The sequence below is a fragment of the Pseudoalteromonas sp. AS84 genome, from assembly GCF_038900255.1.
Classification (GTDB): domain Bacteria; phylum Pseudomonadota; class Gammaproteobacteria; order Enterobacterales; family Alteromonadaceae; genus Pseudoalteromonas.
In genome coordinates this window covers 233036-245502 of the sequence record NZ_JBBMQY010000005.1, presented here as the reverse complement: position 1 = coordinate 245502, position 12467 = coordinate 233036, and the positions used below count along the sequence as shown (strand labels likewise).

Annotated in this window: 11 protein-coding genes; 2 read left to right on the top strand and 9 right to left on the bottom strand. The window is 39.8% G+C overall.

Annotated elements, in window-relative coordinates; translation table 11 throughout:
- Positions 1–2: 2 nt before the first annotated feature.
- The 9 genes from pyrF to gyrA all read right to left on the bottom strand — a co-directional run bounded on the left by pyrF (position 3) and on the right by gyrA (position 10653).
- Positions 3–707 (bottom strand): orotidine-5'-phosphate decarboxylase, encoded by a 705-nt coding sequence (gene pyrF / locus WNY79_RS08050; RefSeq protein ID WP_342875593.1) that lies wholly within the window; start codon positions 705–707, stop codon positions 3–5.
- Between the two features lie 350 nt (positions 708–1057).
- Positions 1058–2194 carry a lipopolysaccharide assembly protein LapB gene (lapB, locus tag WNY79_RS08045; protein WP_024600248.1) on the bottom strand — a complete coding sequence of 379 codons (1137 nt, stop codon included), beginning with the start codon at positions 2192–2194 and terminating at the stop codon, positions 1058–1060.
- Between the two features lie 2 nt (positions 2195–2196).
- Positions 2197–2478: a LapA family protein gene (locus WNY79_RS08040; protein WP_024600249.1), complete on the bottom strand. Its 282-nt coding sequence runs from the start codon at positions 2476–2478 to the stop codon at positions 2197–2199.
- A gap of 21 nt (positions 2479–2499) precedes the next feature.
- On the bottom strand, positions 2500–2787 hold the full coding sequence (gene ihfB, locus WNY79_RS08035; RefSeq protein WP_007583054.1) for an integration host factor subunit beta: 288 nt from the start codon (positions 2785–2787) through the stop codon (positions 2500–2502).
- A 67-nt stretch (positions 2788–2854) separates the two neighbouring features.
- A complete protein-coding gene (gene rpsA / locus WNY79_RS08030; RefSeq protein WP_002961176.1) occupies positions 2855–4522 on the bottom strand; it encodes a 30S ribosomal protein S1 in 1668 nt (555 codons plus the stop codon).
- A gap of 96 nt (positions 4523–4618) precedes the next feature.
- Positions 4619–5329 carry a (d)CMP kinase gene (cmk, locus tag WNY79_RS08025; protein ID WP_024600250.1) on the bottom strand — a complete coding sequence of 237 codons (711 nt, stop codon included), beginning with the start codon at positions 5327–5329 and terminating at the stop codon, positions 4619–4621.
- 106 nt (positions 5330–5435) lie between these two features.
- The gene (gene aroA, locus WNY79_RS08020; protein WP_024600251.1) at positions 5436–6713 is read right to left on the bottom strand and encodes a 3-phosphoshikimate 1-carboxyvinyltransferase; all 1278 of its coding nucleotides are present in this window, start codon (positions 6711–6713) and stop codon (positions 5436–5438) included.
- Positions 6713–7795 (bottom strand): 3-phosphoserine/phosphohydroxythreonine transaminase, encoded by a 1083-nt coding sequence (gene serC / locus WNY79_RS08015; protein WP_024600252.1) that lies wholly within the window; start codon positions 7793–7795, stop codon positions 6713–6715. The genes aroA and serC overlap by 1 nt, the downstream gene beginning before the upstream one ends.
- A gap of 158 nt (positions 7796–7953) precedes the next feature.
- A complete protein-coding gene (gene gyrA, locus WNY79_RS08010; RefSeq protein WP_024600253.1) occupies positions 7954–10653 on the bottom strand; it encodes a DNA topoisomerase (ATP-hydrolyzing) subunit A in 2700 nt (899 codons plus the stop codon).
- A 176-nt stretch (positions 10654–10829) separates the two neighbouring features.
- On the opposite strand from gyrA, the gene ubiG reads away from it, so the two are divergent.
- The gene (ubiG, locus tag WNY79_RS08005) at positions 10830–11540 is read left to right on the top strand and encodes a bifunctional 2-polyprenyl-6-hydroxyphenol methylase/3-demethylubiquinol 3-O-methyltransferase UbiG (protein WP_342875592.1); all 711 of its coding nucleotides are present in this window, start codon (positions 10830–10832) and stop codon (positions 11538–11540) included.
- Positions 11540–12220 (top strand): HAD-IA family hydrolase, encoded by a 681-nt coding sequence (locus WNY79_RS08000; RefSeq protein ID WP_342875591.1) that lies wholly within the window; start codon positions 11540–11542, stop codon positions 12218–12220. Before ubiG ends, WNY79_RS08000 begins: the two co-directional genes overlap by 1 nt.
- Positions 12221–12467: the final 247 nt, after the last annotated feature.

Sequence of the window (12467 nt, the reverse complement as noted above, 5' to 3'; positions counted from 1 at the left end):
AATTACGCTATGGATTTATTAACATCACTAAGCACTTTTACGGGATTATCCGCCTGAGTAACAGGTCGACCTATAACTAAATAATCACTTCCTGCATCAATTGCTTGCTTAGGAGTCATGATACGCTTTTGATCACCCGCATCACTCCCTTCAGGACGTATACCTGGCGTAACAAGCTTAAAACTCTCACCTAACTCTGTTTTTAAGGCTTTTGCTTCTTGTGCAGAACACACAACGCCATCAAGCCCAGCTTCCTTTGCAAGCTTAGCTAAATATATAACTTGCTCTTGAGCTGATTTATCAACGCCTAAGCGCTTTAATTCTGTTTCATCCATGCTTGTTAATACAGTAACAGCGATAAGTAATGGCGCTTTATCGCCAAACTGTTCTAGAGCCGATTTAGCTTTGCTCATCATTTCAAAACCACCAGAAGCATGAACATTTACCATCCACACACCCATTTTAGCCGCAGCAGTAACAGCTTTAGCTACTGTATTAGGGATGTCATGAAACTTTAAATCTAGAAAAACATCAAAACCTAAATCAATTAACTCTTTAACGAATGTAGGTCCAAAATAAGTAAACATCTCTTTGCCTACTTTAAGACGACATGTATCAGGAGAAAGTTGTTTAACAAAGTTTAAAGCAACCTCTTGGTCATCGTAATCTAATGCTATAAGAATTTTTTTTGAGTGTTCGAAAGACATGACTATCCTAATGTATGGCTATAATACCAATCCGCAATAATACTTAATCAATTTGAAGGACTAAATTTGACGCTAACTGCTTAAGAATTTCTGATATACAACAATAAAATAACGAAATTCTTGCCTTGTTATCGACACAATTTTCTTACCTCAAAACAGACCACTTAATTAAGCGAATTGATATAAAGTAATTGTTTAAATAGATTTAATGCAATAGTGCTAGCTGGTAATTTGAGAGAAGGTGTAGAGAAATTTATATAGACACAACATCAAAAAATTCCAACCCAGTAAACTCTCAGTTTAATTTGCTAAAATTATCATAGTTAAATCCGATATTATTTAAGGGGTTATTAAAATCCGTCTAAGCCTCGACTTGGAACAATGGTTTCCCAATGCTTACAAGAAGGGCAATTCCAATATATGGTGTAGCTCGTAAAACCACAGTGCTGACATTGAAAATCAGGTTTTGTAGCAATATAAGACGTTACAAGCTTATCAATTTCGTTAAGTACTTCTTTAGTATTTTTGTTTTGGTCACCCATTAATTGCAGTAAAAAACTGAAACCACGAATAGTAGGTTGACGTTTTAAGCTATCAGTTAGAAATTCAAAGGCTTGTTTAGTGTGTCCTTGCTCAAGTAATGCTTGGCAATGTTTTATTTTAATTAATACACCACCCTTCTCTAACAAGTCACTGACTAACTCATGAAATTGATGCGTTAGATTTAATTGTTTATAGCTGTGAGCTAGCTCATCAATAAACAACGGCGCAAACAAAGTGAATTGTGATACTAGCTCACGCCAGTAATAAATAGCTTTAACGTAATCTTCTTTCGCGTAAGCAACTAACCCTAACTCGTAAAGCGGACGTACGGCTTTATAATTTAAGCTAATCGCTTTTCTCATTAGTTGAGGTGTATTTTCACTTAAAGCCGACTCACAATAAAAATTAGCGATCGCTTTAAATTGTTGTTCTTTTGCAAATAGCTCGCTGTGGGCTTCAAACATGTTGATGCCTTTTTCCCATTCACGGGTTTGCGAGTATAAAGTAATAATAGGATCTAGCGCTTCTACATGCCCTGCTTTAACTAACCAAACTAAGTGCTCTTCTGCACTATCTAGTAGACCAGCCATTATGTAATCTTCGGCAAGTTCTAAACGGCTAGTTGCAGCTTGTTGTTCATTTAAGCTTGGGTGTTTTAAAAGAAGTTCATGGATTTTTATTGCGCGGTCTAGTTCACCTCTACGGCGAAACATAGTAGCAAGTGTAGAATAGTGTTCAACAGAGTCAGCTGAAACTTCAAGCAAATTAATTAAGTGCTCTAAGCCTTGGTCTTCTTCTCTGTCGAGTAGAAACTTTAAGCCTTTGCTGTATTCAGAAGTGATCTGACGATTAAGTTGATGAGCTTGGTTTTTGGCACTATTTTTACCCATAATCCAACCGTAACCAGCGGCAACAGGTAATAGTAAAAACAAAAGCTCAATCATAATTAGGTGTCTTTATTCGCGGCAAGCTTTTTTTTATCTTTTTCAGGCGCTAATTGCTTTTTTAAGCGGTAGTTTTGCCACTTTAATTGCGAAAACAATTTAAAGCTAATAAAACAACCAATTAAAACACCTAATAAAAAGCAGATACTTATTATTACAGCTAAAGGTAATGTATTACTGGCTATAATATAATTTATTTGTACTAACTGTGGGTTTTGTGACCCTAATACAAATGCACTGATAAGGCATAGTGCAACCAGAATAATTTTTAATACCTTAAACAAGTAACTACTCCACTAAGTTAACTAGGCAATGCTTTCATTTACGCGGTCGCGTAATTCTTTGCCTGGTTTAAAATGAGGTACATGCTTTCCTTCAAGCTCAACTGTGTCGCCAGTCTTAGGATTACGACCTGTGCGAGGAGCGCGGAAATGCAAAGAGAAACTACCAAAACCTCTGATCTCAATACGATCTGAAGTAGATAATGAGCCGGCCATTTGTTCAAGAATTTCTTTTACAGCATTCTCAACATCTTTCACTGGAACGTGTGCGTGTTGTTCCGCAAGTGTTTCTATCAGTTCTGACTTAGTCATAGCGTTTCCTTAAAAAGAGATATAGGAAGGGCAAAAAATGCCCTTCCAACTAAAAACTAATTATATATTAGTCTTTTTGTGCATTTGCGAAAGCAGCTGCCATTGCGTTTTCAAACACTGGCTCTTCTTTCTTAAGCTTCTCTAGTACTTCTTTCTCTTCTGCTTCGAAAAGAGCTTTTACAGATAAGCTTAAAGTGCGGTTCTTACGATCAACACCAACGTATTTAACTTCAATCTCGTCGCCTACAGAAACAACAGTAGTTGCATCTTCAACGCGCTCTTGAGCGATATCAGCTACACGGATGTAACCTTCAACGCCTTCGATAAGTTCAACAGTTGCGCCTTTCGCATCAACTTCAGTCACTTTACCTTTAACAATAGCACCTTTTTTGTTTGCATCAAGGTAGTTATTGAATGGGTCAGCTTCGATTTGCTTAACACCTAGAGAGATACGTTCACGCTCTGGGTCAACTTGCAATACGATAGCAGTGATTTCGTCGCCTTTCTTGAATTCACGTACAGCTTCTTCGCCAGGTGTATTCCAAGAAATGTCTGAAAGGTGTACAAGACCGTCAATACCACCGTCAAGACCGATAAAGATACCGAAGTCAGTGATTGATTTGATCTTACCAGTAACTTGATCGCCTTTGTTTTGTAGACGAGCAAATTCCTGCCAAGGATTAGCAATACATTGCTTAAGACCAAGAGAAATACGACGACGTTCTTCGTCAATTTCTAAAACCATAACTTCAACAGTGTCGCCTAAGCTAACAACTTTTGAAGGATGGATATTTTTGTTAGTCCAATCCATTTCAGAAACGTGTACTAAACCTTCAACGCCTTCTTCGATTTCCACGAAACAGCCGTAGTCTGTAAGATTAGTTACACGACCAGAAAGTTTAGAACCTTCTGGGTAACGACCAGCGATAGCTGCCCATGGATCTTCACCAAGCTGTTTAAGGCCTAGAGATACACGAGTTTTATCTTTGTCGAATTTAAGAACTTTAACTGCGATTTCGTCGCCAACATTAACGATTTCTGAAGGGTGCTTAACACGCTTCCAAGCCATATCAGTAATGTGTAGTAGACCATCAACACCACCAAGGTCAACGAATGCACCGTAGTCAGTAAGGTTCTTAACGATACCTTTAACTTCTTGGCCTTCAACAAGGTTAGCAAGAAGCTCTTCACGTTCTTGTGAGTTTTCAGATTCGATAACTGCACGACGTGAAACAACAACGTTGTTACGTTTTTGGTCAAGCTTGATTACTTTAAATTCAAGCTCTTTGCCTTCAAGGTGAGTTGTGTCACGTACTGGACGAACATCAACAAGTGAACCAGGTAGGAAAGCACGGATTGAATCAACTTCAACTGTGAAACCGCCTTTAACTTTACCGTTGATAACACCAGTAACAGTCTCTTGCTCTTCACATGCTTTCTCAAGACGGATCCATGCTTCGTGACGCTTAGCTTTCTCACGAGAAAGAATAGTTTCACCGAAACCGTCTTCAATTGCATCTAGTGCAACATCTACTTCGTCGCCAACAGCAACTTCAAGTTCACCAGCAGCATTTTTGAACTGCTCAGCAGGGATAGCACTTTCTGATTTAAGACCAGCATCTACAAGTACAATGTTGTTCTCGATTGAGATTACTGTACCTTTAACGATAGAGCCTTGCTCTGCTTCAAAACCCTTTAAGCTTTCTTCAAATAACTGCGCAAAATTTTCTGACATACGAATATACGTCTCTATATATTATACCAATAAGCAACCATGCTGCATGGGGTTGTTAAAATAGCACTGGCATCCTGCTGGCGCATAAAATGTGTTTTAGCTTCGTTTAGGAAGCTTACCTTCAGAGATTGCAATATCTAATAAAGTTATTACCTTATCAAACACTTGCTGTGCATTAAGTTCGCTAGTATCGATCTCAATGGCATCTTCTGCAGGTACAAGCGGAGCAACGGCACGATTCATATCGCGCTCATCACGAGCTTGAATGTCCTGTAATAGACCACTTAGTGTAACATCAAGACCGCGCGTATTCAACTCAACAAAGCGTCTACGAGCACGCTCTTCTGCACTTGCTGTTAAATATATTTTTAACGGAGCATCTTGAAAAACGACAGTGCCCATATCACGACCATCGGCGATTAAGCCATTTTCACTACGAAATGCACGCTGGCGACGTAATAATGCTTCACGAACGCGAGGTAATGCTGCAACCTTTGACGCTGCAGCGCCTACTTCTTCGTTACGAATAGTAGTGGTTACATCTTCGCCTTCTAAAATAACTTTTCCTGCATTAGTCTGGCTATCTACCAAAAACTGCACATCTAAATTTGCAGCAAGAGGGACAAGCCCTTCTTCATTGTCTAATGCAATTTGGTGATGAAGTGCAGCTAAAGATAAAACGCGATAAATCGCACCGCTATCTAATACATCCCACCCTAACTTGTCGGCTAACAAGCGACAAACAGTTCCTTTACCTGAACCACTTGGGCCATCAACGGTGATCACGGGCATTAATAACGCCTGCATTTAAAACCTCCTGCAATGCACACCTAAATAAACCGCGACATTATACGTCAGTTATTAAAATATATCTGCTATTAGTGTGTAACTTTTGTAATTACTTCTAAATAGCTTATTCACTGACTGATGCTAAAACATTGAAAAATGTAGGGAATGTTTTATAAGTACACTTTGGATCATTAATCGTTATTGGCTTTCCGCCTACGGCAACCATAGCAAAACACATAGCTATACGGTGATCGTCGTAAGTATCTATAGCAACATCATTAAAATGTTCAGGTGGAGTAATTTCTATAAAATCCTCACCCTCTACAACTTCAGCGCCTACTTTTCTAAGCTCAGTTGCCATTGCATACAAACGGTCTGTTTCTTTAACGCGCCAGTTATAAATATTACGAATAGCAGTTTTACCTTTAGCAAATAAAGCAACTGTTGCAAGGGTCATAGCAGCATCAGGAATTGCATTCGCATCTATATCTACACCATTAAGCTCGCCTTTGCGAACAACTAAGCGCTCATCATACCAATCAATTTTAGCGCCAACCTGCTCCATTACTTTAGCAAAGCCTATATCTCCTTGAACCGATTTAGCGCCAACACCTTTAATTTCTATCTCGCCACCGGCAATCGCTGCGGCTGCAACGAAATAAGAAGCCGATGAAGCATCACCTTCAACCATAATTCGCTCGACTGATTGATACTGTTGACCACCTTTAACGTTAAAAGTTACATAGTCACTGTGCTCAACATCAATACCAAAGCGCGCCATAACACCTAACGTAATATCAATATAAGGCTTAGATACTAAAGTACCCTTAATAGTTATATTTGTATCGCCGTTAAATAAAGGTGCTGCCATTAACAAGGCAGTTAAAAACTGACTTGAAATACTGCCATCAATTTCAACTTCACCGCCATTTATTTGGCCGCCTACGATTTTTAAAGGTGGATAATCTTTATGTTTTGTATAGGTAACATCGCCACCAAGTGTTTGTAGAGCATCAACTAAGTGCCCTATCGGACGCTCTTCCATGCGTGGCTCGCCTATTAACTCATATTCGCCACTTACAGCCGCAAGCACTGCTGTCAAAGGTCGATAAGCAGTACCTGCATTACCTAAAAATAATGGTTCACTTGGTGTTTTAAACACACCACCAACACCCTCTACAGTAGCTACAGTGCGCTCTTCATTAAGTGTTACATTTACACCTAAAAGCTTCAGAGCACCCAACATATGACGAATATCATCACTATCAAGTAAGTTCTCTACAACGGTGGTACCGCTTGCAAGTGCTGCTAATAATAAAATTCTGTTCGATAAGCTTTTTGAGCCAGGCAGAGTAACAGTCCCATTTACACGTGAAATGGGCTCTAAACGAAGCTGCTCCATTAGCTGTGCTCCTTTGCAAATGCAGCCATAAAGTCTACAAGTGCTTGAACACCTTCAAGTGGCATTGCGTTATAGATACTTGCGCGCATGCCTCCCACAATTCGGTGCCCTTCAAGTGCAAGTAAACCGGCTTCGCTTGATTGAGCAACAAATTTGCTATTTAAGCTTTCATCATTTAACCAAAATGGGACATTCATGCGTGAACGACAATGCTTAGCAACAATATTTGAATAAAAGTCAGAGTTATCAATAAAATCATACAGTAAATCTGCTTTAGCAATATTTTGTGCTTCCATGGCTTTTACCCCACCATTGCTTTCAAGCCATTCAAATACTTCAGCTGCTAAATACCAAGCAAAGGTAGGTGGGGTATTAAACATACTGCCCTGCTTTGCTTCAAGTGCGTAATCTAAAATACCAGGCTTTGGCAAACCTTCGCGCTCAAGTAATGTTTTACGAACAATAACAATTGAAATACCCGATGGACCGATATTTTTTTGCGCACCAGCGTAAATTAAATCAAATTTATTAACGTCTATCTCACGCGATAAAATAGTTGAAGACATATCAGCAATAATCGGAGCTGTTGGATGACTCGGTACATCAAAAATCTCTAAGCCATCGACAGTCTCATTAGGGCAATAGTGGATGTACGCAGCATCTTCTGGTAATTCCCAGTCAGCAACGGCTTTAATTGAAAACTCACCATCTGCATCATTACGGACATCCGTAAAAGACGTTTGAGTGAACTTATTCGCTTCATCTCTGGCGCTTTTCGACCATACGCCATTCTCGCAATAAAACGCTGTTTTGCCTTCTTGGTGTAAATTTAATGGCACAGCACTAAACTGACCACGACCACCACCATGCATAAACAGCACTTCAAATTCATCACTAATATTCATTAGACGGCGAAGGCTGGCTTCACATTTAGCTGTAAGCGCCAAAAACTCTTTACTACGATGGCTAATTTCCATCACAGACACACCTAGGTCTTGCCAATCTAGAAACTCTTTTTGCGCTTTTTTCATAACCGCTTGCGGAAGCATAGCTGGCCCCGCACAAAAATTATATTTACTCATTACCTTTGCCTCATTCCAGTAATTTAACTACTAAGTATGAACATTTAATACCAATCCGCTAAACCTTTAAAATTTAATGAATGAATATAATTTCACACTCTATTAATTTTTTTCAACAACATTAAAAAAAGCGGCCAAGGCCGCTTTTTCAATATCAATTATTCTGAAGGAGGATTATCATCCGCTACTTCATCAATAACCGTATCTACTGTTTCAACGTCTTCAATATCAATTAAGTCACTTTCTGTAACTTCAATCTCTTCTATACGTTGTAAACCAACTACTTGCTCTTCGTCAATAGTTCTGATCAAAATAACACCTTGCGTGTTACGTCCAACCGTAGAAACTTCATTAACGCGAGTTCGTACTAAGGTACCACGATTTGAAATAATCATTATTTCGTCGTTATCGTCAACTTGAACAGCACCAACAACAGCACCGTTACGTTCACTCACCTTGATAGATACAACACCTTGTGTTGCACGGCTCTTAGATGGGTAATCTTCAAGTTGTGTACGCTTACCGTAACCATTTTCAGTTACCGTTAAAATAGCACCGTCAGTTTTTGGTACAATTAACGATACTACGCGTTGCTCGTCTGGCATTTTAATACCACGAACACCTGTAGCCGTACGACCCATTGGGCGAACACCTTTGAAACGAATCTCAGGGTTGCCTTCTTCATCAAGTACTGGGTTACCGTTTTCATCAACAACGGTTGTTTCTTCAGCTTCTTTAAAGCGTACTACTTTACCAGCATCAGTGAACAACATAATCTCGTTGCTACCATCGGTAATATCAACACCAATTAAGCTATCGCCATCATTTAAGTTAACAGCAATGATACCGCTAGCTCGTTGACGACTGTAAGCCGTTAATGGTGTTTTCTTAACTGTACCGAATGCAGTTGCCATAAAGATGTATTTATCTTCAGCGTACTCGCGTACTGGCAATATAGCAGTAATACGTTCATCTGCTTCAAGTGGTAACAAGTTAACAATTGGCTTACCGCGCGCTGCACGACTTGCTAGTGGTAACTGATACACTTTAAGCCAATATAAACGACCCGCTGTAGAGAAACATAAAATCGTGTCGTGTGTATTTGCAACTAAAAGACGTTCGATGAAATCTTCATCTTTCATCTTCGTTGCTGACTTACCTTTACCACCACGACGCTGTGCTTCGTAATCAGACAATGCCTGATACTTCACATACCCTTCGTGAGAAAGCGTTACTACAACGTTTTCTTCAGTAATTAAGTCTTCAAGGCTGATATCGTGAGCCGCTGCATTAATCTCAGTACGACGTTCATCGCCATACTGCGCTTTAATTTCAACTAGCTCATCACGAATAACTTCCATTAAACGCTCAGGAGTCGCCAAAATATAAAGTAGTTCAGCAATTAGCTCTAATAACGATTGATATTCAGTTAAGATTTTTTCGTGTTCAAGACCAGTAAGCTTGTGTAAACGCAAATCTAGAATTGCTTGAGCTTGTTGCTCAGAAATATAGTATTGACCGTCGCGAATACCTAAATCAGCAGCAAGCCAATCTGGACGGGCTACATTATCTTCGCCTGCTTTCTCAAGCATACCTTGTACATGACCTAATTCCCACGGACGTGCTGTTAAGGCAATTTTAGCTTCAGCTGGTGTAGGGGATTTACGAATAAGTTCGATAATTGGGTCAATGTTTGCAAGCGCAATCGCTAAACCTTCAAGCGTGTGAGCACGGTCACGCGCTTTGCGTAAATCAAACACGGTACGACGAGTTACTACTTCACGGCGGTGAATAATAAACTCTTCAAGCATTTCTTTTAAATTAAAACACTTAGGTTGGTTATTAATTAAAGCAACCATATTCATACCAAACACAGTTTGTAACTGAGTTTGTGAATACAAGTTATTTAAAATAACTTCGCCTACGTCACCACGTTTAATCTCAATAACGATACGCATACCGTCTTTATCAGATTCATCTCGTAGCGCGCTAATACCTTCAATTTTCTTATCTTTAACTAGCTCAGCAATTTTTTCAATTAAGCGAGCTTTGTTAACTTGATAAGGAATTTCGTGAACGATAATTGTTTCACGACCTGTTTTTTCATCGGTTTCGATGTCGGCGCGTGCACGCATGTACACTTTACCACGGCCAGTTAAGTAGGCTTGTTCAATGCCCTTCTTACCGTTGATAATTGCAGCCGTTGGGAAATCAGGACCAGGGATATAATCCATTAACTCTAAAATAGTTAAATCAGGATTTTGAATAAGTGCCAAACACCCATTTACAACTTCAGTTAAGTTATGTGGTGGTATATTTGTAGCCATACCTACCGCAATACCCGACGAACCATTCACTAATAAATTAGGAACTTTCGTAGGTAAAACATCAGGGATGAACTCTGTGCCATCGTAGTTAGGAACGAAATCAACCGTTTCTTTTTCAAGATCGGCTAATAACTCATGCGACATTTTTGCCATACGTACTTCTGTATAACGCATTGCCGCTGCTGAATCACCATCAACCGAACCGAAGTTACCTTGGCCATCTACAAGCATATAACGCAGCGAGAATGGCTGAGCCATACGAACTATCGTGTCATAAACTGCACTGTCGCCGTGTGGGTGGTATTTACCGATTACGTCACCGACCACACGGGCCGATTTTTTGTAAGGCTTGTTCCAGTCATTACTAAGCTCGTTCATTGCAAACAAAACGCGGCGATGAACAGGTTTTAAGCCGTCACGTACGTCTGGTAATGCACGTCCTACGATTACGCTCATTGCGTAATCTAAGTAGGAGTTTTTTAACTCGTCTTCAATATTGACTGGCAGAATTTCATTGGCGAGATCAGTCATTTGATATCACATTCCTTCAGTATCAGCTCTCAACAACCCGGTATTGGGTATTAAGAGTATTGTTATTATTTCTAACAGCCATGCTATCACAATTAATTTTAATTTACAGGCGCAAAACTTTGCGATTTATCAATTTAGCCCTATATAATGGCCTCAGATTGACGAGGAAGTATTTTATGACCGAACATCAAAATGTAGATCACGCAGAAATAGCAAAATTTGAAGCCATCGCTGAGCGTTGGTGGGACCTAGACGGAGAATTCAAACCTCTTCACGAAATTAACCCGTTACGACTAGACTTTATAGCAAACAAAACGCAAGGCTTATTCGATAAAGAAACACTCGACGTTGGCTGTGGTGGCGGTATTTTAAGCCAAAGCATGGCACGCATGGGCGCAAAAGTAACCGGTATCGACATGGGTCAAGAGCCGTTAACTGTTGCTAAATTGCATAGTTTAGAGACAGGCGTAAATGTAGATTACATAAAAGTACCGGCAGAAGAGTTTGCTTTGCAAAACCCAGAGCGCTTTGATGTAATAACCTGTATGGAAATGCTTGAGCACGTACCCGACCCAGCTTCTATCATTCATGCTGTAGCCGCACTTGCCAAACCAGGCGCGGATGTGTTTTTTTCAACCCTTAACAAAACACCTAAAGCATATTTATACGCCATTGTTGGCGCTGAAAAACTTTTAAAAATGGTACCTGAAGGTACACACGACCATAAAAAGTTTATAAAACCTGCACAGCTTATTGCATGGGCAGAGCGAGCCGGTTTAAAAGTCCGTGCAAGTACAGGGCTTTCTTATAACCCACTATCAAAGCAATATACGCTCAATAGTGACGTTAGCGTAAATTACATACTTTATTTTGAGAAGTTAGCTTAATGGCTAACTCTCAAGCCCCCCACCCCCTTATAGAGTACGATGCATTTTTATTTGATTTAGACGGCACCCTACTCGACACCGCTGATGATTTAGGTGCCGCTTTAAACGCAGTCCTTATTAGCAATGAAATAGAACCTGTTAGTAGTGATATATACCGTCCCGCGGCATCTAACGGCGCAGGCGCATTATTAGAGGCTGGTTTTAAAGAATTATGGGACAAACAACACCAAAGCGAGCTTATAAAGCAATTAGTTAACGAGTACGCTGCAAACATAGCAAAGCACACGCATTGCTTCAGCGGTGTTGAATCGTTACTTATCACCCTTGATCAGAAAAAGATCAAATGGGGGATCATGACTAATAAGCCTGGCTTTTTAACCGATCCTTTAGTGGCAGCTATTCCCGCATTGAAAAATGCCAGTGTAGTAATAAGTGGCGACACCTTAACTGAAGCTAAGCCATCACCTTTACCACTGCTACACTGTGCAAAGCTCATGCAAGTAGAACCAAAGCGCTGTTTATACATTGGTGATGCGCAGCGAGACATACAAGCAGGCAAAGCGGCAGGTATGCATACCGCAACGGCTCTTTGGGGTTACATCCCAAGTAAAGATGAAGCGATAGCTTGGGAAGCCAATTTTAACTGGCTAAGTCCAATTGACGGTTTTAACCATATATAGTGTCATGTTAATTATTAAACACTATATATTGTGATTGTGTTAGTTTTCACACAAAGCTTGCTGATAAAAAAAGCAGTCAAAATTTATTTTTAAAATGCGTAAATTTAGCAGATCATTAGTTGATTTTTGCATATTTCAACTTAAATGATTGTTCGAAGGTGAGTGTCTACTAACACAAATGCGTTATCCCAAAGTTATCCACAAATAGGGGCAATTATGTCCCTTGCAAAACAACTCAGACCACACT

Coding starts and splice junctions, on each gene's coding strand:
- lapB (WP_024600248.1), bottom strand. CDS start 2,194: ATGATTGAGCTTTTGTTTTTACTATTACCTGTTGCCGCTGGTTACGGT.
- ubiG (WP_342875592.1), top strand. CDS start 10,830: ATGACCGAACATCAAAATGTAGATCACGCAGAAATAGCAAAATTTGAA.
- pyrF (WP_342875593.1), bottom strand. CDS start 707: ATGTCTTTCGAACACTCAAAAAAAATTCTTATAGCATTAGATTACGAT.
- serC (WP_024600252.1), bottom strand. CDS start 7,795: ATGAGTAAATATAATTTTTGTGCGGGGCCAGCTATGCTTCCGCAAGCG.
- WNY79_RS08000 (WP_342875591.1), top strand. CDS start 11,540: ATGGCTAACTCTCAAGCCCCCCACCCCCTTATAGAGTACGATGCATTT.
- aroA (WP_024600251.1), bottom strand. CDS start 6,713: ATGGAGCAGCTTCGTTTAGAGCCCATTTCACGTGTAAATGGGACTGTT.
- ihfB (WP_007583054.1), bottom strand. CDS start 2,787: ATGACTAAGTCAGAACTGATAGAAACACTTGCGGAACAACACGCACAC.
- gyrA (WP_024600253.1), bottom strand. CDS start 10,653: ATGACTGATCTCGCCAATGAAATTCTGCCAGTCAATATTGAAGACGAG.
- rpsA (WP_002961176.1), bottom strand. CDS start 4,522: ATGTCAGAAAATTTTGCGCAGTTATTTGAAGAAAGCTTAAAGGGTTTT.
- cmk (WP_024600250.1), bottom strand. CDS start 5,329: ATGCAGGCGTTATTAATGCCCGTGATCACCGTTGATGGCCCAAGTGGT.